The 21135-nt window shown below is 70.2% G+C and carries 20 protein-coding genes; 9 read left to right on the top strand and 11 right to left on the bottom strand.

Annotated elements, in window-relative coordinates; genetic code table 11:
* Nucleotides 1–89 precede the first annotated feature (89 nt).
* Genes ABZ824_RS33485 through ABZ824_RS33460 form a run of 6 tightly spaced genes read left to right on the top strand, consistent with a single transcriptional unit; the run spans nt 90 to nt 5587 of the window.
* Complete coding sequence (locus ABZ824_RS33485) at nt 90–674, top strand: biotin transporter BioY (protein ID WP_356968146.1); 585 nt, start codon at nt 90–92, stop codon at nt 672–674.
* Nucleotides 667–1788, top strand: a complete 1122-nt coding sequence (locus tag ABZ824_RS33480; RefSeq protein WP_356968144.1) for an AMP-binding protein — start codon at nt 667–669, stop codon at nt 1786–1788. The genes ABZ824_RS33485 and ABZ824_RS33480 overlap by 8 nt, the downstream gene beginning before the upstream one ends.
* Nucleotides 1785–2912 carry a thiolase family protein gene (locus ABZ824_RS33475; protein ID WP_356968142.1) on the top strand — a complete coding sequence of 376 codons (1128 nt, stop codon included), beginning with the start codon at nt 1785–1787 and terminating at the stop codon, nt 2910–2912. The genes ABZ824_RS33480 and ABZ824_RS33475 overlap by 4 nt, the downstream gene beginning before the upstream one ends.
* Nucleotides 2909–3589: an ABC transporter ATP-binding protein gene (locus ABZ824_RS33470; protein ID WP_355078365.1), complete on the top strand. Its 681-nt coding sequence runs from the start codon at nt 2909–2911 to the stop codon at nt 3587–3589. Before ABZ824_RS33475 ends, ABZ824_RS33470 begins: the two co-directional genes overlap by 4 nt.
* Nucleotides 3586–4188 carry an energy-coupling factor transporter transmembrane protein EcfT gene (locus ABZ824_RS33465; protein WP_356968140.1) on the top strand — a complete coding sequence of 201 codons (603 nt, stop codon included), beginning with the start codon at nt 3586–3588 and terminating at the stop codon, nt 4186–4188. The genes ABZ824_RS33470 and ABZ824_RS33465 overlap by 4 nt, the downstream gene beginning before the upstream one ends.
* Nucleotides 4181–5587, top strand: coding sequence for an AMP-binding protein (locus tag ABZ824_RS33460; protein ID WP_355078363.1), 1407 nt, complete (start codon nt 4181–4183; stop codon nt 5585–5587). The genes ABZ824_RS33465 and ABZ824_RS33460 overlap by 8 nt, the downstream gene beginning before the upstream one ends.
* Nucleotides 5588–5772: 185 nt before the next feature.
* Here the strand turns inward: ABZ824_RS33460 and ABZ824_RS33455 are convergent, their stop codons facing one another.
* From ABZ824_RS33455 to ABZ824_RS33445, 3 genes are all read right to left on the bottom strand, one after another.
* On the bottom strand, nt 5773–7152 hold the full coding sequence (locus tag ABZ824_RS33455) for a DUF5933 domain-containing protein (protein WP_356968137.1): 1380 nt from the start codon (nt 7150–7152) through the stop codon (nt 5773–5775).
* A gap of 154 nt (nt 7153–7306) precedes the next feature.
* A complete protein-coding gene (locus ABZ824_RS33450) occupies nt 7307–8677 on the bottom strand; it encodes an amidase family protein (protein ID WP_356968135.1) in 1371 nt (456 codons plus the stop codon).
* Between the two features lie 220 nt (nt 8678–8897).
* Complete coding sequence (locus ABZ824_RS33445) at nt 8898–10118, bottom strand: helix-turn-helix domain-containing protein (protein WP_356968133.1); 1221 nt, start codon at nt 10116–10118, stop codon at nt 8898–8900.
* A 396-nt stretch (nt 10119–10514) separates the two neighbouring features.
* Between ABZ824_RS33445 and ABZ824_RS33440 the strand changes: the two genes are divergently transcribed.
* Nucleotides 10515–10991 (top strand): HAD-IIIC family phosphatase, encoded by a 477-nt coding sequence (locus ABZ824_RS33440; protein WP_355078359.1) that lies wholly within the window; start codon nt 10515–10517, stop codon nt 10989–10991.
* A 150-nt stretch (nt 10992–11141) separates the two neighbouring features.
* Nucleotides 11142–12143 (top strand): helix-turn-helix domain-containing protein, encoded by a 1002-nt coding sequence (locus tag ABZ824_RS33435; protein ID WP_355078358.1) that lies wholly within the window; start codon nt 11142–11144, stop codon nt 12141–12143.
* Here ABZ824_RS33435 and ABZ824_RS33430 read toward each other — a convergent pair.
* A complete protein-coding gene (locus ABZ824_RS33430; RefSeq protein ID WP_356968131.1) occupies nt 12108–12986 on the bottom strand; it encodes a sigma-70 family RNA polymerase sigma factor in 879 nt (292 codons plus the stop codon). The two genes, ABZ824_RS33435 and ABZ824_RS33430, sit on opposite strands and share 36 nt — an antisense overlap.
* A 105-nt stretch (nt 12987–13091) precedes the next feature.
* On the opposite strand from ABZ824_RS33430, the gene ABZ824_RS33425 reads away from it, so the two are divergent.
* Nucleotides 13092–13439 carry a DoxX family protein gene (locus tag ABZ824_RS33425; RefSeq protein WP_356968129.1) on the top strand — a complete coding sequence of 116 codons (348 nt, stop codon included), beginning with the start codon at nt 13092–13094 and terminating at the stop codon, nt 13437–13439.
* Nucleotides 13440–13451: 12 nt separating this feature from the next.
* Here the strand turns inward: ABZ824_RS33425 and ABZ824_RS33420 are convergent, their stop codons facing one another.
* The 7 genes from ABZ824_RS33420 to ABZ824_RS33390 form a co-directional block, all read right to left on the bottom strand.
* Nucleotides 13452–15038 carry a GMC family oxidoreductase N-terminal domain-containing protein gene (locus ABZ824_RS33420; RefSeq protein ID WP_356968127.1) on the bottom strand — a complete coding sequence of 529 codons (1587 nt, stop codon included), beginning with the start codon at nt 15036–15038 and terminating at the stop codon, nt 13452–13454.
* Between the two features lie 105 nt (nt 15039–15143).
* Nucleotides 15144–15722 carry a TetR family transcriptional regulator gene (locus ABZ824_RS33415; RefSeq protein WP_356968125.1) on the bottom strand — a complete coding sequence of 193 codons (579 nt, stop codon included), beginning with the start codon at nt 15720–15722 and terminating at the stop codon, nt 15144–15146.
* A 33-nt stretch (nt 15723–15755) separates the two neighbouring features.
* On the bottom strand, nt 15756–17225 hold the full coding sequence (locus tag ABZ824_RS33410) for an FAD-dependent oxidoreductase (protein ID WP_356968123.1): 1470 nt from the start codon (nt 17223–17225) through the stop codon (nt 15756–15758).
* Between the two features lie 14 nt (nt 17226–17239).
* Nucleotides 17240–17644 carry a carboxymuconolactone decarboxylase family protein gene (locus ABZ824_RS33405; RefSeq protein ID WP_355078353.1) on the bottom strand — a complete coding sequence of 135 codons (405 nt, stop codon included), beginning with the start codon at nt 17642–17644 and terminating at the stop codon, nt 17240–17242.
* On the bottom strand, nt 17641–18519 hold the full coding sequence (locus tag ABZ824_RS33400) for an NAD(P)-dependent oxidoreductase (RefSeq protein WP_356968121.1): 879 nt from the start codon (nt 18517–18519) through the stop codon (nt 17641–17643). The genes ABZ824_RS33405 and ABZ824_RS33400 overlap by 4 nt, the downstream gene beginning before the upstream one ends.
* The gene (locus ABZ824_RS33395) at nt 18516–19268 is read right to left on the bottom strand and encodes an SDR family oxidoreductase (RefSeq protein ID WP_356968119.1); all 753 of its coding nucleotides are present in this window, start codon (nt 19266–19268) and stop codon (nt 18516–18518) included. Before ABZ824_RS33395 ends, ABZ824_RS33400 begins: the two co-directional genes overlap by 4 nt.
* A 33-nt stretch (nt 19269–19301) precedes the next feature.
* Nucleotides 19302–20768 (bottom strand): aldehyde dehydrogenase, encoded by a 1467-nt coding sequence (locus ABZ824_RS33390; protein ID WP_355078350.1) that lies wholly within the window; start codon nt 20766–20768, stop codon nt 19302–19304.
* Nucleotides 20769–21135: the final 367 nt, after the last annotated feature.

The following is a 21135-nucleotide window of genomic DNA, read 5'->3' as shown; positions in this document are numbered from 1 at the left end:
CGGAGGACAGATCACACCGAGCTCGCTGCGCGCCGCCGTACTCGGTTTGCTACCTTGAACGTCGTTCAAGTTCTAGGCGGAGGGTTGTCGTGGAGGGTGTCGAGAACTCTCGGGAGCCGAGGGCCGGTGTTTCCGCGCGGGATATGGCGCAGATCGCCGTCTTCGCGGCGCTGATCGCGGCGCTGGGCCTGCCGGGCGCCATCACCGTCGGGTTCAGTGGTGTGCCGATCACGGTGCAGACCCTCGGCGTGATCCTGGCCGGTGCGGTGCTCGGGGCGCGCAAGGGAACGGCGGCGGTTCTGGTTTTCCTGGCGCTCACGATGATCGGCCTGCCGCTGCTGTCCGGCGGCCGTACCGGTCTGACGGCGCTGGCCGGTCCCAGCGCCGGGTACCTGATCGGCTGGATTCCCGCCGCGCTGTTCATCGGGCTCAGCACCGCCCGCATCCTGCCGAAATACCCGGTCGTGCTCGGTCTGCTGATCAACGCCGTCGGCGGTCTGCTGATCATCTATTTGTTCGGCACCGTTGGCCTGCTGCTGCGCACCGATCTCGGCGTGCGGGCCGCCGTCACCACCAACTTCGCGTTCATTCCCGGCGACCTGCTCAAAGTCGTCGTCGCGACCGTGGTGGCCAAGGGAGTGCACCGCGCCTATCCCGGTGTGATCCGTGCCTAGTCCCGAACTCGGCGGCGCGGCCGACGCGCCTGCCGTCGACTTCGGTGGCCGCCGCTTCACCTACCGCGAGCTCGACCGTGCGATCGAGCGGTGGATCGCCGACAACCCGGACGAGCACGTCTACGACGCCTCGGCCCTGCCGGTTCCGGACGCGCTGATCCGCGTCTGCGCCGCGGCCCGGCGCGGCATCCCGGTCTTCGTCGAGAATCCCGCCGCGCGCCCGCACCGTACCGGCATCCCGGCTGGGGCGTTCCTGCTGGTGGCGACCTCGGGCTCGACCGGACGTCCCCGGCCGCTGGCGCGCACGGCCGCCTCCTGGTATGACAGCTTCCCCGCGTTCACCGCGATCACCGGTGTGGGGGCGTCCGACCGCGTGCTGATCACCGGTCCGTTGCACGCGACCATGCATCTGTTCGGTGCGTTGCACGCGTTGTGGCGCGGCGCGTGCGTCACCGACGACCGGTCGCGAGCCACCGTGGTGCACGCGGTGCCCGCCGTACTGCGTGAGGTGGTGGCTGCCTGCCCGCGCCTGCGCACCGCGATCGTCGCGGGCATCGCGCTCGACGACGGTGCGGTGGCGGCGGCCGGCCGCGTGGATGTCGTCGAGTACTACGGGTCCTCGGAGGTCTCGCTGGTGGCGGCGCGCCGTGTTCCCGAGCCGATGCGGCTGCTCGACGGGGTCGAGGCCGAGGTGCGCGACGGACTGCTCTACGTCCGATCGCCCTACCGCGTGCTCGGCGCGCCCGACTGGTTCGGCGTCGGTGACCTCGCCGAACTGGGCGACGACCGTGAGCTGACCGTGCTGGGCCGGGGCGACTGCGCGATCAACGTCGGCGGCACCGTGGTGGTCGCCGAAGAGGTGGAGCGCGTTCTCGAAGCGCTCGACGGCGTCGCCGCGGTGGCGGTGATCGGCTCGCCGCACGCGGTGTTCGGGGAAACCGTCACGGCCGCGGTGCAGTTGGACGGACGCGCCGGGCTCGACGAGGTGCGGTCGCGAGCACGCCGCGTGCTGGCGAAGGAGGCGATGCCGCGCCGGTGGGTGCCGCTGCCCGCGTTGCCGCGCACCGCCGCAGGGAAGGTGGCCAGGGGCGAACTGAAAGACTTGCTGGCATGAGCCCGGTTCCCGTCCTGGTAGCGCCGCGCCGCACGCCGATCGGCAACGCGGGCCACGGATTGTCCGATCTGACCACCACCGATCTGGCCGCTCCCGTGCTGCGCGAGGTGCTGACATCGCTGCGCGGCGCTGGCATCGACGCCGACGTGGACGACGTGGTTCTCGGCAACTGCCTCGGGCCCGGCGGTGATCCCGCCCGGGTCGCCGCCTTGCGTGCTGGGCTGGGCGTGCGTGTTCCGGGCGTCACCGTCGATCGGCAGTGCGGTTCGGGCCTCGACGCGGTGATGCAGGCGGCGTTGCGGGTGCGCAGCGGCGCGGACGAACTTCTCCTGGCCGGCGGGGTCGAATCGGCCAGCACCGCCCCGTGGCGGTTCTGGCCGCCCGTGGCGGACGCCGAGCCGGTGCGATACACCCGCGCCCCCTTCGCGCCACCGGGTTTTCCCGATCCGGACATGGGTGCGGCCGCCGACGATCTCGCGCGAGCGCGCGGCATCAGCCGGGAGCGGCAGGACGCCTACGCGGCCCGCTCGCACACGCTCGCCGCCGCCGCCGACTTCACCGCGGAGATCGTGCCGGTCGGCGGCGTGCACCGGGACGAACGCATCCGGGCGGGGATGACCGCGGCCCGGCTCGCGCGCCTGCGTCCCAGCTTCGGCGTCGACGGCACCGCCACCGCGGGCAATTCCTGCGGCATCTCCGACGGGGCGGCGGCCATGGCGGTCACCACCGAGGCGATGGCCGCCGGGCTGCCCGCTCTGCGGATCCTCGGCTGCGCGGTCGCCGGATCAGACCCGGCGTACCCGGGCCTCGGTCCGGTACCCGCGATCCGAAAACTGCTGCGTCGGACCGGTTTCGGTGTAGCGGACCTCGGCGTCGTCGAGATCACCGAAGCCTTCGCGTCGGTGGTCCTTGCGGTCGCCGACGAACTGGGCCTGGACGAGTCCACGATCTGCCCGCAGGGCGGCGCCATCGCGATGGGGCACCCGTGGGGAGCGTCCGGGGCCATCCTGCTGGTGCGCCTGGCGAGTCAGATGCTGCGTGCGGACGGCCCGGCGCTCGGTCTCGCGGCTTGCGCCATCGGCGGCGGGCAGGGGATCGCGATCCTGGTGGAGCGAGTGTCGTGAGCGAGATCGTCTTCGACTCGGTGAGTCACCGCTTCGGCGAGCGAAAGGTGCTGCGCGACATCGATCTGCGGATCACCGAGCGCCGCGTGGGCGTCATCGGGTCGAACGGTTCCGGCAAGTCGACGCTGGCGCGCATGATCAACGGTTTGCTGACGCCGAGTTCCGGCACGGTCACGGTGGACGGTGTCGACGCGGCCCGCAAGGGCGCGCAGGTGCGACGGAAGGTGGGGTTCGTCTTCACCGATCCCGACACCCAGATCGTCATGCCCACGGTCGCCGAGGATCTCGCCTTCTCGCTGCGGCGGACCGGGCTGAGCAAGCAGGAGATCGCGGCGCGCGTGCGGGAGATCCTGGAACGATTCGGGCTCGCCGGTCACGCCGAGCACCCCGCCCATCTGTTGTCCGGCGGCCAGAAACAGCTGCTCGCCCTCGGTGCGGTCCTGATCCGGCGGCCGGAGGTGATCGTCGCCGACGAGCCGACCACGCTGCTGGACCTGCGCAACGCCAGGGTCGTCGCCGACGCGCTGGACGCGGTGGATCAGCAGGTGATCGTCGTGACGCATCAGCTGTCGCTGCTGGAGAGCTTCGAACGCGTCATCGTGATCGACGACGGGGCGGTGGTGTTCGATGGAACGCCCGGCGACGCCCTCGCGGCATACCGAGCGTCGGTCGAATGATCGGCCTGTACCGTCCGGGTGATTCGCCACTGCACCGGATACCGGCCGGGGTGAAGCTGGTGCTGCTGCTGGCGTCGATCGTGGCGACCACGGTGTTCGTGCGCACTCCACCGCAGGTGCTGGCCGCCGGGGCGGTGGTGGCGGGACTGTTCGCCCTGGCCGGGATCCCGTGGCGGGTCGCTGTGGCCCAACTGCGTCCGCTGGTGTGGATGCTGTTGATCATCGCGGTTTTCCAGGTGCTGATCACCTCGCCCGCGCGGGCCGCGGTGGTGTGCGGCTTGCTGGTGGTCTCGGTGGCGCTCGCGGCGCTGTTCACCCTCACCACCCGGGTGAGCGACCTGCTCGATGCCGTGACCCGGTGGCTCGGACCGCTGCGGCGGGTGGGTGTCGATCCCGAGCGGATCGGCCTGCTGCTGGCGCTGGCCATCCGATGTGTCCCGCTGCTGGCGGGGATCGTGCACGACGTCGCCGAGGCCCGGCGCGCTCGCGGCCTGGAATGGTCGATGACGGCGCTGGTCACGCCGGTGCTGGTGCGCGCGCTGCGGACGGCCGACGCGATGGGCGACGCCCTCGCCGCCAGGGGAGTGGACGATGACTGAACTGCTCGCCGCGCGGATCGCTCGGCAGGCCGCGGCGAATCCCGCGGCGACCGCCGTGGTCTCGGGACGCGAGGTGGTCGACTACGAGCGGTTCTGGTCGAAGGTCCTGCGCACCGCCGCCGGGCTCGACGGCATGCGCCGGGTGGCCGTGCTGCCCACGTCCGATGTCGAATCCCTGGTGACGGTGACCGCGGCGATGCACGCCGGGGTGAGCGTCGTCCTGCTGCACCGCCATCTGCTGCCCGATCAGTTCGGCCGTGTCCTCGCGCTGGCCGAGCCGGGAGCCGTCGTCGCGGCGCCGCACCAGCACCGGCGGTTGCGGCGGCTGGGATTCGACGGCGTCGTACGGACCGCCGCCGCGTTGGCATCCGATGCTCCGGCGGCCGGGGCGCGACCGGAGGCCGAACTGTTGGTGGGCATCACCTCCGGCACCACCGGTGAGCCGAAGCTCTTCGTGCGCGATCAGCGGTCGTGGGCCGCCACGCTGGATCGCTCCGATGCCACCTTCGACATCGGCGCCGGAGACCGGGTCTCGGTGCCCGGCGTGCTGGACCACACGCATTTCCTCTACGGCGCGTTGCACGCCTTGACTCGCGGCGCGACGGTGGACCTGCGACCGGTGGTCGACGCACTGAACGACGGTGCGACCCAGCTGTATTCGGTGCCGACAATTGCGTGGGACGTGGTGCGGGCGGGAATCGGCCAGGTCGGCGGCGTCCGGGAGGTGCTGTCCTCGGCGGCCCGGTGGCCGCTGGCGGGACGGCGAGCGTTGCGGGAGGTCCTGCCGAACGCCTCGCTCGTGCACTTCTACGGTGCGTCCGAGCTGAGTTTCGTGTCCTACGACCGTGGGCTCGGCAGTGCCGACGAGAAGTCGGCGGGCGAACTGTTCTCCGGTGTCGAGGCGTGCGTCCGCGACGGCCTGGTGTACGTGCGCAGCGACATGCTGTTCGACGGCTACCTCACCGCGGACGGCGTGGCAGGCGGTCCCGTCGACGGCTGGATGACGGTGGGCGACCGGGGCGAGGTGATCGGCAACCGCCTGCGGCTGTTCGGCCGGGACAGCGAGATGTTGATCCGGGCGGGCCTCAACGTGGAACCCGCCGCCGTCGAAGCGGCGCTCACGGCGATACCGGGTGTCGCCGAGGCCGCCTGCATCGGCGTACCCGACGCGCGCATGGGGGAAGCGCCCGCGGCCGCGATCGTGCTCGGCGCGGGCGCACCGGAAGCCGACGAGATCTGGCGGCGGCTGCGCGCGACCTTGCCGAGTCCGAGTATGCCGGTGCGGATTCTGGTCGTGGACCGGCTGCCGCGTACGCCGCGGGGCAAACTGGATCGGGCGGCGCTGGCCTCGACGCTGGCCGCGCACCGCCGTGTCGGCCGCCCTGAGGTCGATCGCTGATCACCGGAGCGCGACAGAACGGTGGTACGCGCTCGTCACCGACCGCGCGGCCCCTCAGCTCCGCCGGGACGTGACCCCTTTCGCCGGGCCACCGAAGCGCAATCCTCTGCGCTTCATGTGACCTTCCCTTGACCGCGACGATGATCGTCGCGGTGGCGTCGACGTGGAAGCCGAGGGCACACAGATCACCGCGACGCGTCTGTCCGACAATCGGCCGGCTGATCCACCGCCGGTGCCGGGCTGGTCGATTCCGCCGACGACGTACCGAACCACGTCAGGTAGAACAGGATCGCCAGCGCACCGAGCGCGCCGAGGATCACGATGCCGGACGGTAGCGGGTGCGTTGCCATCGGCACGGCGAAGAAGCGGATGCACAGCAGCACGCCGGTGCAGACGCCGACACCCATGGCCACGATCCGGACGCGCTGCTGATCCCAGCCCCGATCCGGCTCGCGCAGCACGGATTCCACCGTCAGGCACAACGCCGCGCCCACGACCAGGTCGATGCCGTAGTGCGCGCCCAGGCCGAGCGTCGCGACAAGCGTGCACACCAGCCAGAACGCCCCGCCCCAGCGCAACCACAGCGGGCCGCGCCGGGAGTGGATGAACAGCGACAGCGCCCAGGCGGTGTGCAGCGACGGCATGCAGTTGCGCGGCGTGATGCCGTCGAAGCGCAGCGCGTCGATCGAGGACGGCACGGCCGGAACGACATCCGGCCAGACGTCGGCGATCTCGAAGCCGAGTCCCTGCGGTCCGTAGGCGAGCACCGGCCCCACCACCGGGAAGACGACGTACCAGATCGGCCCGACGAGGCCGAGGGTCAGGAACGTGCGCACCAGGTAGTGCCGTGGCCACGCGCTGGTCGTCACGCCGCGTAACTGCCAGGCCGCGACCAGGACTGCCGCCAGCGGAAGCTCGAAGTACACCCAGCGCACCACACCCGTCGCCAGCGGTCCCGCCACCTCGAGCGCGTGCCCGACCAGCCAGGACGGGCTGCCGAGGGCGCGATCGGCGACCTGTACATACGGATCGAGGACTGTCGGGCAGGCCCACGCGGTGATGTCCAGCCAGATCTCACTGATCTTCGTCGCCGCGATCAGCAGCGCGCCGAAGGCGATGGTGCGCAACGCCGTGCGGCGTCGTTGTCCGTCCCACCGCACGAACGCGAGCACCGCCAGTGCGGTGAGCACGATGGTCGGGCCGTTGCCGACCGTGAACGGACGCCCCTCGGCCGTCCTGATGAGGACGAACACCAGGTCGACGCCGATCGCCGCGGCGACGGCGCCCAAGCGTGCGCGCGCCGTGATCCCGACCAAGGCCAGCAGGAATCCCGCCCACGGTGTGGTCGCCGACTTCGGCGTTCCGGCGTAATCCCGCAGCAGGCTGGTCAGCGGGCCCAGCGCCCCGATGTGCGCGGCCATGAGTTCGCCGCCGATCAGCGCGACCACGATGGCCGCGATACCGCACCACACGACCATCGGCCGGAACCGACGCTCTCGGAGCTCTTCGATACCCACTCGCTCGCCCGGTGGGGTCAAGCTCCCTCGCACGTCGTTCACAAGCACCGGAACATCGTAAACACGGCATTAACGGCATATGTACGCGGAGATGCTCGCGCGCTGGCGGGAGCGCGCCGTCCGGGTCCGGTCAGTGGAAAACGGCTGGCGTCGATCTTTTTTCGGGGACCGCGGTGCTGACGCGAGCGGCGGTGACCGTCCGCTACGGGATCGACGCGTCGGCCAGCGGAGCGTGCCGCTGCCACGGACGGATCTGCTCCAGCTGTGCGGCGACCGCCAGCAACGTGGTTTCGCCGCCGGGCGCCGCGGCGAGCTGCACACCGATGGGCAGTCCGGTGTCGGACTGCCCGGCGGGAACGGAGATCGCCGGGTAGCGGACCGTGTTGAACGGCGGCGTGAAGGGAATGAAGCGGGATACGTCGAGCAGGGTGCCCGGAAATCCCTTCCCGGCGAAGGTTCCGACCGGAATTGGCGGGGTCGCCAGGGTGGGTGTGAGCAGAAGATCGTGCTCGCTGAACCACGCGGCGAATCGTTCGGACTGCCGTGCCGGGGGAGCGTCGGGTACACGACGCACCCGGCCGATCACGCGTCCGGCCCGGGCCACCTTGCGGGTCAGCGGTTCCAGAAGGTCCGCGCTCAGGTCGGTGGTGTCCTCGGCGACGCCGGCGAAGTAGCGGGTGAGGAAACCGAGCGCGTCCTGTGGTCGCCACGGCGGAGCCACCTCGGTGACGGTGTGGCCCGCCGCACGCAGCGCTTCGGCCGCCGCCAGCATGGCAGTGCGCACCTGCGGGTCGACGGAGGCTCCGAGAACCGGTGGCCGAGCGGTCATGCCGATTCGCAGGGTCCGCTGGGGTGCGGCCGGTGCCAGGTAGCGGTCGTCGGCCGTGAGCACCGCCAGCAGCAAGGCCGCGTCGGACACCGTGGTGGCCAGCGGTCCGAACGTCGACAGGCCGAGCCAATTGGAGCCGAGTTCGGGAGGCCGCGCGATCACGCCGTCGCCTGGCTTCAGGCCCACGAGCCCGCAACAGGACGAGGGGATGCGAATCGAACCGCCGCCGTCGGAACCGATTGCGAGCGCGGTCATTCCGGCGGCGACCGCCGCGGCGCCGCCGCCGGTGGATCCGCCCGGAGTGTGCGTGAGCAGCCACGGGTTGCGGGTGATGCCGTGCGCGACGCTCTCGGTGACCGGCCACTGACACAGCTCGGGCACATTGGTCTTGCCGATCAGCAGCGCGCCCGCGGCACGCAACCTGCGGACCAGCTCACTGTCGGACTCGGCCGCGGTCTGCCGCGCCGCGCGCGAACCGTGGCCGGTCACGCACCCGGCGAGGTCGAGATTGTCCTTCACCGCCACCGGAACTCCGGCGAGCGGGAGGTCGGCGAGATCGCTACGGGTGGCCAGGGCGCGGGCTTCGCGGCGCACCTGCTCGTGGCGCACGATGCGGAAGGCGTTGATCCGTGTATCCAGTGCCGCGATGCGGGCAAAATGCTCGTCGGCCACCTCCAGCGGGGATACCTCCCGGCTCCGGACTCCCGCCGCGATTTCTCCCGCCGACGCGCCCACCCATGTCATCGCAACCTCCTGATACCTCTGGTTGCGACGACCCGGGCTGTGCCGCCACCGGCCTTCGTAACTCGTGGCTCACGGTAATCGTCGATCTGTGACACCACAATGACCAGCGCCTTGTCGTTCCCGCGCATGGGAACGGGCGGCGGGGCGAGTGATCCACGCGGGGTCGTCGCGGTCCACCGCCGGCCGCGGACGGCGACGAACCCGTGAACGCGTCGAGCGGTCAGGTCGTGCGATACGTGCGGGCGACGAGTGCCGAGCGCAAATACCACAGGCCCGACGGCTGCGACGGGTCGAATCCGGTGAGCTGTCCGATCCGTTTGAGCCGGTAGTCGACGGTGTTGGTGTGCACGTGCAGCACGCGAGCCGTGCGCTGCCGGTTGAGGTTGTTGGCGATGTGCCGTTGCAGCGTCTCCAGCAGTTCCGGGTGCGCGTCCAGCGGATCCAGCAGCGAGCCGAGGTACTCGCGGCCGGGCCCAGGTCTGGTCAGCTGATATTCCAGCGCCAGCTCGTCGAAGCGGTACAGCCCGGCCACCGCCTGCAATCGCTGCACCATGTCGAGCAGTTCGTGCGCCTGGTCGGCGGCGGTGGGAATCTTCTCGGGGGTGGCCTCGACCATGGTCGCGGTGACGCCCACCTGCGCGGCGTGTGACAGCTGGGTGACCAGGGCGTCGAGCTGCTCGTTGTTCAAGTGGCCCGACGGGATGAGCACCGTGCCGCCGTCCACGCTCAGCAGCGACAGCGCGGCCTCGCCGCAGCGCGTTGCCAGCTCGGCCTGGACCCGCCGCAGTTTCCTGCGGGCGACGACCTTGCCGTCGACCATCGGATTGCGTTCCTCGCGGTGCGGCGGAATCGCCACGGCCAGAACGGCGTACGAGGAGGCGATGGCGATGCCGCATTCGCGCGCCATGGTGGAGGTGCTGTGCCCGCCGAGCAACGCGGAGGTCAGCGTGTGCACGGCGGTGTGGTGCTCGCTGACCACCGCGCGCAGCTCGCGGACGTAGGCCATGGAGACCGCCGAGTTGATCATGTCGAGCATCTCGACCACCATCTTGGCGCCGTCGACGAGGTCGTCGTAGTCCTTCATCGTCGCGTCGGACACCACCAGCTCCAGGCCCATCTTGAAGCCTTCGTGGATCGAGTGGTGGATGGTGTCGATCGGTACTCCCTCCCGCGCCCATCCCGCGGCGGCGTCGCCGAGCCGCTGGAGTTTCTCCGGGAGGTCTTTACCGTCGAGCATGCTCACCGCCAGCTCCAGGCAGACCCGGGTGATGGTGGTGACGTCGCCTGCGATGGCGTCACCCGGTAGGGTTCCGCACGGGATGACGTTCTCGACGAAGTGGCCGACCATCTGACGCGATAGCCCGCGAACGTCTTTCAGTGGCGACGACATCGGCTTTCCCGACAGGGTCAGGCTCGGCCGGGCCGAACTGTCGACGGACATTGGCGACTCCCTTCCGCCCACGATTGCTGTGCAGCGCATTCACACTAATCTGTTGATCTCTTTCGCGGACCTGATCGACGGGTTCTGTGAGAGCGAGTGAGACCGTCCGGCAGGGAGTTGTGAGCGGTCACAGCAGCTGGACGTGCGACCGATTTCCGGTGACCACCTGCCCATTTCCGGCTCGGCCCACCGGCTCGCCGCCGGGTGCGGAGCGCAGCCGGTTCGGTCGTTGCCGCGAGGCGCGGCCGACATGCCGGTAGGATCACCCGCGCCGGTCATGGCCATGTAACCAGGGTCTTGTCCGGCACGTGTCGTGTCCTGGATGGTGTGCAGTGCCCATCTGTCGCGCACGCCACGGCGGAAAGGCAGTGATGACGCAACGATAGGGGCAGGGCGATGACACCGGCTCTGAGATGTCTTGTCTGGGAAGTGGACAACACCTTGTGGGACGGTGCCGTGTGCGACGCGACCGTCGGCGCGTTGCGGCCCGCCGCGCTGCGCACCCTGCGCGTGCTCAGCGAACGCGGGATCTGGCACGCCGTGGCCAGTCGCGGCGAGCGTGAGTGGACGCTGGACAAGCTGTACCGGCACGGCGTCTACGAGATGTTCTCGGCCGTCGAGATCGGCTGGGGCCCCAAATCTTCGGCGATCGTCCGAATCGCGCGCACGCTCGGCCTCGGACTCGACACCATCGGCTTCATCGACCACGAGCCGGTGGAGCGCGCCGAGGTGGCCCGTGCGCTTCCCGCCGTGCGGTGTTATGCCGCCCGGAATGCCGACGTCCTGCCGGTGCTGCCCGATTTCCGGCCCGTCTTGCGCACCGGGCCCGCGCCGACGCCGCCGCTCGGATTCGCCCGGGTGCCCGTGCGCTGAGTGCGTAACGCGCGGCGCGCCGACGGAATCCGGCGGGCGAGCCGTCCGCTGCGCCTCGGACTTCCCAGCGTCGCGAGGTTCGCGCGGCAGCCGTATCGTCCTGGCCGGCACTACGATATGCGGTGGATCCAGCGGCGATAGGTTCTCACCATGAAGTGCTACGGCGTGACCGCCAACGACGCCCAATCGTGGACCGCGATCGCCAACGGTTTCGTTCCGATGGACTACCGGTACGGCGATCCCGAACGGTGGTACTCGGGCATGACGGTGCAGGAATCGGCCGCCTACCGGTTGTTGCGCTGGGAGCAGCGCGGAACGAGTACCTCCTATCGCACCCGGACCAACATCCGCCACGGTCCGTGCGACGACTTCTATTGGGTGGTCATCCCCGAACGGGGCGTGTACTCGGTGCGCTATCGCGGCGAGGAGACGCGGGCGCGGGCAGATCAGGCCGCGGTGACCGCACTCGACGACCTGTGCCAGATCCATATCCCGCTCCTGTCCGCCTTCGCCATCCAGCTGCCCCGGGCCGAACTCGATCATCGCGCGGGACCGCTCGCCGAACGCGGCATGACGATCGACCTGAACTCCGGACTCGGCCGGATCACCCAGGCCATGATCCGCAGCACCCACGCCGAGCAGTCGAACCTGTCCGACCACGAGTTCAACGCGGTGTGCGACCGGATCGCCGAATTGCTGAGCCTGATCTCGCTCGGCGAAACCCATCCGCAGCGCGGTCATCACGCTCAGGTCGTCGCGCAGATCCGGCAGTACGTGCGCGCCAACGTCGGCCGGGACGACGTCCGCCTGCCCGCGGTGGCGCACGCGCTGGGCTGGTCGCCGCGGCAATTGCGCTCGGTGCTGCAGCAGGTCGGCACCACCTATCGCGACGTGAGGCGGGAGGAGGCCCTGCGCGCCGCGCGCGATCTGCTGGACGATCCCACCCGGGAGGATCCCATCCGCGAGTTGGCGATTCGCGCCGGATTCACCCCGGCGTGGTTCTCCGCGGCGTTCAAGGCCCGTTTCGGCGAGACGCCGCGAGAATTCCGGCGGCGCCGTGCGGCGGAGCGCGCCGAGCCGGATGCGGCCGGTGCGCTGAAACGAGGCGGATCGAAATCAGCAGGGCAACAGGCTGATCGGGAGCCCGCGTAGCCGGGACGGATCGGCGGTCACCCGGTATCCGGCCACCCGGTCGCCGTGCACCGTGACGGTGAGCGCCAGCAGCAGCCTGCCGCGCGGGGCGACGACGATACCCGGGTGACCTTCCACCAGCGCGAGCGCCGCAACCTGCGAACGCCTCTGCAGCAGCACGGTTTCCGCGGCGACCGAACCCGCGCCGCGCACGGTCGTGGCCACTCCGGCGGGGAGCGCGGCGGCGTCGGCCGTCCGGACCACGTCGGGCGCCAGCACGGACAACAGCCCGTCGAGATCGCCGCTGCGCGCCGCGCGCAGGAACGCCTCGACGACATGCCGCTGCGCGGCGAGCTCCGGGCCCGCCGTCACAGCCACGCCCCGCACGCGCTGCCTGGCTCGGCTGGCCAGCTTCTTGGCGGTCGGCGTGGTGCGGCCGACGATCGGCCCGATCTCGTCGAACGGCACCGCGAACAGGTCGTGCAGGACGAACGCGACCCGCTCGTCGGGGCCGAGCCGGTCCAGCACCACCAGCAACGCCCGGCCGACCGACTCGATCAGGACCGCCTCGCGCTCCGGCTCGTTCTCCTCGGCGCCGCTGTCGAGCCGCGGCGGGTGGTCGAGCGGTTCCTCGCGCCGCGCCGCCCTGCCACGCAGCATGTCCAGGCAGATCCGGGACACGACGGTGGTGAGCCAGCCCGGGAGGTTGCGCACCTCCTCGACGTCGTGGCGGGCCAGCCGCAACCAGGTCTCCTGCACCGCGTCGTCGGCCTCGCTCGATGAGCCGAGCATGCGGTAGGCGACCGCGTGCAGATGGTCGCGCCGCACCTCGAATTCCCGCGCCAAGCCGTCTTCGGTGGGCATCGGTCACCTTTCCGCTCCGTGGTCCGTCATCGGGATGACGGATTCGACAGCTCACAGGTGACCGTCGTCCGGACCGGGCGCGGCACCTGAGGAAAGGGTATTGCCATGGACATCGCCTACGTCGTCGCCACGGTGCTCGCGGCCGCGGCCGCCTTGCTCGCGGCCGGCATCGATGTGGTCCGCGCCGAGTGGGTGCGGACGAACATGCGCGCCTACGGAATCCCGGATTCGTGGCTGACGCCCCTGGCCGTGGTCAAGGCGCTCGGCGGGGCCGGACTGCTGGCCGGTCCGGCGTTTCCGCCGATCGGTGCGGCCGCGGCGGCCGGGTTGGTGCTCTACTTCGTGGGCGCGGTGCTGACCGTGGTCCGGGCGCGGCACTACACACACATCGGATACCCGCTGCCGTATCTCCTGCTGGCCGCAACCTCGCTCGGACTGTTCGTCGCGTCGTAGGCGAGAGGACCCCTACCCGGCGAGGATGAACGAAGCCGCCTGCTCGCCGATGAACACCGCCGGTGCGTGCGTGTGCCCGCGGATGATGAGCGGCATCACCGAGGCGTCGGCCACCCGAAGCCCTTGTACGCCGCGCACTTCCAGCCGCGGGGTGACGACGCTGGCGGTGTCGGTGCCCATGCGGCAGGTGCCGACCGGGTGGTAGAGCGTGTGCGCGTACGAGTTGAGGGTCAGCTCGAGCACGGCTTCCGGTTCCGCCGGCGCCTGCGGCGGGTAGATCAGCGGGCCGAGGACCGCTTTCATCGACGGCTCCGCGGCGATGGCGGCGCACACGCGCAGCCCGGCCATGATGGCGGCGCGATCCGCGCCCGCGGAGTCGGACAGGTAGCGCGGATCGATCAGGGGCTTGGCGGACGGGTCCGCGTCGGACAAGGCGATCCGGCCTCGGCTCTGCGGGCGCAGCAGCACCGTCGCCAGGATCACGCCGTGTTCGGTCGGGTCCTGCAGTCCCTCGTAGTAGAACGGCGCGGGCGCGAAGACCAGCTCCAGATCGGGGAACTCCAGATCCGTCCTACTGCGGATGAACCCGTACGCCTCGCCGACGTTCGAGGTGAGCATGCCGCGATGCCGGATGAAGTAGTCCAGCAGTTGGCGCGGCTTCTCCGCGTCGAACAGCGAATCCCCCGCGACGCCGTAGCCGATGCCCGCGACCAAGTGGTCCTGCAGATTCGCGCCCACCTCCGGCGCGTGGTGACGCACCTCGATGCCGTGGCGGGCCAGTTCGTCGCGGTCGCCGATACCGGAGAGCATCAGCAGTTGCGGGCTGTTGATCGCGCCGCCGCACAGCACGACCTCGCGCCGCGCGGTAACCGTGTGCGTGACACCGCCCTGGCGGTACTCGACGCCGACGGCGCGCGTGCCGTCGAACAGCACCCGGGTGGCGAGCGCTTCGCTGCGGATCGTGAGGTTCGGACGACGCAAGGCGGGCCGCAGATAAGCGTCCGCGGTACTCCACCGACGTCCCCCGCGCTGGGTGACCATGGTCTCGGTGAACCCGTCCGGCTGCGGCCGGTTGGGCGGCTCCACCTGGTAGCCCGCCTCCTGGACCGCGGCCAGGTAGGCGGCGGTGAGGCCGCGCGGGCTGCGCTGGCGGGAGACGTGCAGCGGACCTTCGGTGCCCTCGTCGGGATACTGGGCGTTCTCCACGCGTTCGATGCGCCGGAACTGTTCGACGGCCGCCGCGAAGCCCCACTCCGCACCCGCCAGCAGCGCCCACTCGTCGTAGTCGGCGCGGAAGCCGCGCACCCACATCATGGCGTTCATCGACGACGAGCCGCCGAACATCTTGCCGCGCGGCCAGTAGATCTCGCGGTTCTTCAGCTCCGGCTGCGGCTGCGTGAGGTAGTCCCAGTCCACCTCGGAGCGGAACAGTTTCGCGAACCCGGCGGGGATGTGCGCGAATTTGTTCTTGTCCGGCGGGCCCGCCTCCAGCAGCGCCACCATGGTGCCCGGATCGGCGCTGAGCCGATTGGCCACCACCGCGCCCGCCGATCCCGAACCGACGACGACGTAGTCCGCGGAAAGCTCACCAGATTGCACTTTTCCCACTCCGATCTGCACCGACTACGGCAAAGATACGAGCAAGCACGCGCCGTGCGGCCCGGTTTCGGGTAACCGGCTCGAAGTCGTCCGGCATTGTCCGCGCTACCGCAGGATCAACAGCGCGGAGGCCTCGATCCGGTCGGCGATCTCGGAGTACGACCCGTAGCCCATGCCCGCGCGCACCAGCGCGCCCGCGTAGAGCAATTCCAGCGACTCGACCACGTCCGGGTCCGGGTTCGGACCGAGGGCGCGGATGATGCGTTTGCGGATCTCGGCGCCGATGCGTCCGCGCAGATGCTCGACGTCGGGATCACGGCCGAGCAGCGCGCTGGTGACCGCGCCGGAGAGCTCCTGCTCGTCGGCCACCAGCATCGCGATGTTCCGCAGTTCGGCGACCACCCGGACGGTCGGGTCCGGGTCCTCGCTGACCGGCGACGGCGAGGCGACCAGCCGCCGCCAGAAGATCTCGGCGACCAGATGCTCCTTCGACGAGAAGTAGGTGTACGCCGTGGCCGTCCCGACCCCGGCAGCCGCGGCGACCATCCGGATGGTCATGCCCGCGAACCCTTCGCGTGCAAGCACTTCCACCGCCGAGCGGGTCAGCTTGTCGACGGTGTCGGCTTGTTTGCCGGAGAGCCTGCGGCGAGTCGCCTCGAGAATGACGGAATCGGGTTCGGACATGTGTCTGGATCCTACTAGGCGGATTGGAACGGTTCAGTTCTTGGCCGCCGCGATACCGGCCCGGCGTCCGTAGAAGCTGCCGTCGCCCAGCGATGCGCCGCTGACGTAACCGCCCGCGCACAGACCGGAGGTGCACCGGCCCGCCGCGAACAGCCCCTGGATCGGCTCCCCGGAGACGTGCAGCACCCGGGAATCGAGGTCGGTACGCAGTCCGCCGAGGGTGAAACCGGCCGTGAAACCGCGCATGTCGAACGCCGCCACCGATCCGCGCAGCGGGCGCAGCCATTCTGGCTTCTTGCCGAGCAACGGGTCCGCGCCGTTGGCGGCGTGCAGGTTGTAGCACTCCACCGTGGCCTGCAACGCCTGGCCGGGCAGGCCCATCTCGGCTTCCAGCTCGGCGATGGTTTCCGCCACCCAGGTCGGGGGCTGGCGGAAGAACGGCGTCGAGGTCTCGGTGGTCAGCGCCTCCTCGTAGGACGCCTCGTCGATCACCAGGTACGCCTGGTTGTCCTGCTGGATCAGCGTCGCCTGGCCGATCCGGCCGGGATAGGTGTCCTCCTGGATGTAGCGCTGGCCGCGCCCGTTGACCAGGATGCCGCGCGCCAGCAACTGCGGGTCACCGAAGAAGGCCACCTCGGTCGCGTCCATGTGCGCCAGCTGCGCGCCGAGCGCCTGCGCCAGCCGGATGCCGATGCCGTCGTGTTCCTCGATCGCCGCGGCGGGCCTGCCGATCAGTCGTGGCGCGTAGCCTTCGATCATCTCCTTGTGATAGGCGAAGCTGCCGGTGGCCAGCACGACGCCGCGTTCGGCACGGATGGCGACCGGCTTGCCGTAGCGGCGGGCGAGCACGCCGACCACGCGATCGTCGTCGTCGACGATCAGCCGCGCGATCCGCATGTCGTACTCCGCGCGCACGCCCAGTGCTTCCGCGGTGTCGGCCAGCGGTTTCATGAGCATCCAGCCGCCGCCCTTCTCCCCGGTGCGCTTGTCGGCCATCTGCGGAACATGGCCGCGCGGAGCGGGTTTCGCGATCGCGTTGAAGGGCGCGGCGTTCTCGCCGCCGGAGTACATCAGCCCCTCGTCGTGCGGCGGCTCCCACCCCGGCTCGCCCCAGAACGCCTCGCGGAACGGCACGCCGCAGGACACCAGCCAGTTGAAGTGCTCGACGCTGCCGCGGGTGTAGTCGGCGATCTTCGCCTTGTCCACGCCGGGCCCCAGCGCCGCGAGCAGGAAGGCCTCCATGTTCTCGGGGGTGTCCTCGAAACCGAGGGCCTGTTGCAGCGGTGTGCCGCCGCCGAGGTAGATGAATCCGCCCGCCAGGGCGGCGGCGCCACCCCAGCCGCCGGTGCGCTCCAGGACCAGCACGTCCGCGCCGGCGCGGGCGGCCTCGATGGCGGCGCAGACGCCCGCGATGCCGTATCCGGCGATGACGACGTCGGCGCGATGGTCCCAGTTCTCGACTCGGCTGGCGCGCAGGGGGCGGATGGTGGTGGCGTCGGACATGGTCAACGAATCCTTCACTGCTCGGCGGGCGCGGACTGCGCGCGGGCGGCCTTCTTCTGCTGCGCCACAATCGTGCCCACCAGGATGTCGAGTTTGGTGCCGTTCGGCCAACCTACGTAGTGACACAGGAACACCGCGATCTCGTGCAGCTGGTCTTCGGTGAGTTCGCCGTTGCGCAGCGCGGCCCCGACCTGGATGCCGGCGGTGTCGATCGCGCCCTGCGCCGCCAGCGCGCCGAGCAGCAGCAGCCTGCGGTCGCGGATGGTGAGCCCGGGCCGCGACCAGATGTCGGCGAAGAGGTGGTCGGCGGTGACGGCGAAGTGGGCGCCGGGGTATTCCTGGAACTCCGTGCCGTAGACCTCGGCCATCTTGGCCAGCCCGCGCTGCCGCGCGGAGTCGCCGGAACCGTTGTCGCTCATGAGGATTGCCTTTCCGATACGGAGGTGCCGGTCCCGACGCCGAGGCCGGGGCCGAGCCGGTCGAGTGCGAGTTCGGCCAGCGGCAGCGCGGTGCCGAGCCGTTCGCCCAACTCCAGGGCGAGACCGAGGTCCTTCTCCCCGAGGTCGCGCACGTGCCGCAGGATCGGCAACCAGAAGTCGCCGTCCTGGATCGGGGCGGTGGTGTCGCGCAGCATGATGGCGCCGGGCCCTCCGGTGACCGCGTCGGAGTGCCGTACCACCTTGCCGAGCGCGGTGAGGTCGAGACCGGCCGCCTCGGCCAGCCGTTGCGCCTCGGTGGCCGCGGTGAAGGAGACGAAGTGCAACAGGTTGCGCGCCAATTTCATGCGCGTGCCCGCGCCGACCGGCCCGGCGTGCACGATCAGGTCGGCGAAGCAGCCGAACGGTTCGCGCACCTGCTCGAACGCCGCCGCGCTGCCGCCGACCATGACCGCGAGCGCGCCGCGGGTCGCGCCGGGTGCGCCGCCGCTGATCGGCGCGTCCACCAGTTCGACGCCGCGCTCGCCGCAGAGCACGCCGAGTTCCTCGGCGGTGCGGTCGCTAATTGTGGAGTGCACGGCGACCACGGTGCCTGGTGCGGCGGTCCGCAGCAGGCCCTCCGGTCCGGTGATCACCTCGCGCACCTGGGCGTCGTTCACCACGGTGATCGAGATGACGGTGGACTGTCGGGCCAGCTCGGCCGCCGAGGCGACGGAGTCCGCTCCGCCCGCGAGAAACGGCTCGACCGCCTCGGGCCGCATATCGCACACCGTCAGCCCGCCCGGCCACTCCAGCAGGCGCTCGGCCATCGGCGCACCCATGTTGCCGAGGCCGAGGAATCCGATGCGGGCGCTCATGATCGCACGATCTGTCCGCCGTCGACGTTGAAAATCTGCCCGGTGACCCAGCTCGCCTCGTCCGATAGCAGGTACAGGCAGGCGCCGACGAGATCCTGCGGAGTGCCCATCCGCTTGAGCGGCAGGCGTTTGACGATGTCGTCGACGATCACGTCCGGGGTGACCGACCTGGTGGCGTCGGTATCGATCGGACCCGGCGCGATGGCGTTGACGCGGATGTTCGACCCGCCCAGCTCGAAGGCCAATTGCTGGGTCAGGCCGTTGACGCCGGTTTTGGCCAGCCCGTAGAAGCTGGAATACAGCCACGCGGCGGTGGAGGACTGGTTGACGATCGATCCGCTGCGGCGTTTGGACATGTGCGGCCAGACGGCGCGGGTCATGACGAGCGCGCCGTCCATGTTCACGCTCATGAACTTCTTGTAGTAGTCCCACGGCACGGTCAGCAGCAGGTTCAGCTTCATCTCGCCGTAGATGGCGGCGTTGTTCACCAGATGGTCGATGGCGCCGAATTCGGCGACGGTGAAATCGGCGAGCGCGGTGGCGGATTCGGGATCGGACACGTCGAGGAGTCCGAACACCGCGGTGCCGCCGTCGGCGACGATCTTCTCGACCACCGCCGCGCCGCCTTCGGCGTTCTTGTCGGCGACGACGACGTTCGCGCCTTCGGCGGCCAGCGCCTGCGCGTAGGCGGCGCCGATGCCCTGCGCGGCGCCGGTGACGATGGCGGATCTTCCCGTGAAACGGGCCATGGACTTCAGCTCCTCTGTGTTGTTCCGCGACGGTCAGGCCGCGGTGGCGATGACTTTCGTCTCGAGGTACTCCTCGAAACCGGCGATGCCCATCTCGCGGCCGAGGCCGGATTGCTTGTAGCCGCCGAACGGGACGTCGGCGGAGTACCAGATGCCGCCGTTGACGCTCAGCGTCCCGGTCCGCACGCCTTCGGTGACGCGCCGGATGCGTTCGGGGTCGTTGCCCCACACCGAACCGGACAGGCCGTAGGGGGAGTCGTTGGCGATGCGGACGGCGTCCTCGTCGCCGTCGTGCGGGATGATCACCAGCACCGGGCCGAAGATCTCCTCGCGGGCGACGGTCGAGCTGTTGGGGACGTCCGCGATCAACGTCGGTTCGACGAAGAAGCCGCGCTCCCGGTCCGGCCGCCCGCCGCCCACCACGATCCGGCCGCCTTCGGCGCGCGCGATGTCGAGGTAGCGTTCCACCCTGGCGCGCTGCCGCTCGGAGATCAGCGGCCCGCAGACCGTGCGCGGGTCGGCGGGATCGCCCGGCTCGATCCCGCCGAGCGTGGCCGCGGCCGCCTGGACTGCTCGGTCGTAGGCGGCGCGTGGCACCAGCAGCCGGGTGGACAGCGCACACCCCTGTCCCGCATGCACGCACACCGAGAACGCCGCCACCGAGCAGGCCGCCGCGATGTCGGCGTCGTCGAGCACGATGAACGCCGACTTGCCGCCCAGTTCGAGGAACGCCTTCTTCAATGTCGTCGCGGCGCCGGTCATCACGGCGCGGCCGGTGGCCGTCGACCCGGTGAAGCTGATCATGTCGACGCGCGGATCCGCGGTGAGCCGGGCGCCGAGCGTGTGGTCGGCGGAGGTCACGATGTTCACCACACCGGCCGGGATGTCGGTCTCCTCGGCGATGATGGCGCCGACCGCCGCCGCGCACCACGGGGTGTCCGGAGCGGGTTTGAGCACGACGGTGTTCCCCGCGGCGAGCGCCGGGCCGAGTTTGGCGAAGTTGATCTGGTGCGGGAAGTTCCAGGGCGTGATCGCCCCGACCACACCGATCGGTTCGCGGCGCAGTACTCGGCGCGTCTTGATGCCCATGGGCGCGGCCACGCCCAGATCGGTTTCCCAGGCGTAGGTCTCGGGGAGCCCGGCCGCGTAACCGAGGTCGGCGACCGGGCCTTCCAGTTGCGGGCCGCTCGTGAGCATCCGCGGTGCGCCGACCTCGGCGATCGTGATCTCGCGCAGTTCTTCGACATGGGATTCCAGCGCGGTGCGCAACTGCGCGAGACAGCGCGCCCGGAAGGCGTGATCGCGCGACCAGTCCGTCTCGTCGAACGCGGTGCGCGCGGCGTCGACGGCCGCGTCGAGGTCGGCCGCGTTCGCGTCGGCGGCGAGGCCGAGGACCTCCTCGGTCGCGGGGTTCACCGTCGCGAAGACACCGTCGGCGCCCTCGACCAGCTTGCCGCCGATCAGCAGGCGGGACCCGTCGGCGGGCAGAAGGCTGCTCATGGATTACTCCGATACTGTCTGGACACGTGTACGGAATATAGTCTTGGAACGTGATCGGTGGCAATAACAGGTTCTAACTCTGCCATTCTCGCCGAGGTCCGGGTGTCAGGCGATCCGGCCTGTATCGACTCCCGCCGGTGTTTCGCTCCGAAGCGGAGAAGTGAGCTCTGATCGGATGATTGTCGAGATCGAGTACGCGGTGGTAGTGTCCAGACACATGTCCAGCTATCTGTCTTCGCTCGGCCCGCCATGTGGTGCCGCGTTGCGGAACGTGTTATCGAATTCGGAGTGTGGGCGATGACGGCTGTGGTGGGGCCGCTGGTGTTCGACCCGTATGACTACGGGTTTCATGAGGATCCGTATCCGG

This window comes from Nocardia sp. NPDC047038 (assembly GCF_040644075.1).
Lineage (GTDB): Bacteria > Actinomycetota > Actinomycetes > Mycobacteriales > Mycobacteriaceae > Nocardia > Nocardia sichangensis.
This window is presented reverse-complemented; position numbering and strand designations above follow the sequence as displayed.

Coding starts and splice junctions, on each gene's coding strand:
- ABZ824_RS33475 (WP_356968142.1), top strand. CDS start 1,785: ATGAGCCCGGTTCCCGTCCTGGTAGCGCCGCGCCGCACGCCGATCGGC.
- ABZ824_RS33465 (WP_356968140.1), top strand. CDS start 3,586: ATGATCGGCCTGTACCGTCCGGGTGATTCGCCACTGCACCGGATACCG.
- ABZ824_RS33460 (WP_355078363.1), top strand. CDS start 4,181: ATGACTGAACTGCTCGCCGCGCGGATCGCTCGGCAGGCCGCGGCGAAT.
- ABZ824_RS33450 (WP_356968135.1), bottom strand. CDS start 8,677: ATGACATGGGTGGGCGCGTCGGCGGGAGAAATCGCGGCGGGAGTCCGG.
- ABZ824_RS33445 (WP_356968133.1), bottom strand. CDS start 10,118: ATGTCCGTCGACAGTTCGGCCCGGCCGAGCCTGACCCTGTCGGGAAAG.
- ABZ824_RS33440 (WP_355078359.1), top strand. CDS start 10,515: ATGACACCGGCTCTGAGATGTCTTGTCTGGGAAGTGGACAACACCTTG.
- ABZ824_RS33435 (WP_355078358.1), top strand. CDS start 11,142: ATGAAGTGCTACGGCGTGACCGCCAACGACGCCCAATCGTGGACCGCG.
- ABZ824_RS33430 (WP_356968131.1), bottom strand. CDS start 12,986: ATGCCCACCGAAGACGGCTTGGCGCGGGAATTCGAGGTGCGGCGCGAC.
- ABZ824_RS33425 (WP_356968129.1), top strand. CDS start 13,092: ATGGACATCGCCTACGTCGTCGCCACGGTGCTCGCGGCCGCGGCCGCC.
- ABZ824_RS33415 (WP_356968125.1), bottom strand. CDS start 15,722: ATGTCCGAACCCGATTCCGTCATTCTCGAGGCGACTCGCCGCAGGCTC.
- ABZ824_RS33410 (WP_356968123.1), bottom strand. CDS start 17,225: ATGTCCGACGCCACCACCATCCGCCCCCTGCGCGCCAGCCGAGTCGAG.
- ABZ824_RS33405 (WP_355078353.1), bottom strand. CDS start 17,644: ATGAGCGACAACGGTTCCGGCGACTCCGCGCGGCAGCGCGGGCTGGCC.
- ABZ824_RS33400 (WP_356968121.1), bottom strand. CDS start 18,519: ATGAGCGCCCGCATCGGATTCCTCGGCCTCGGCAACATGGGTGCGCCG.
- ABZ824_RS33395 (WP_356968119.1), bottom strand. CDS start 19,268: ATGGCCCGTTTCACGGGAAGATCCGCCATCGTCACCGGCGCCGCGCAG.
- ABZ824_RS33390 (WP_355078350.1), bottom strand. CDS start 20,768: ATGAGCAGCCTTCTGCCCGCCGACGGGTCCCGCCTGCTGATCGGCGGC.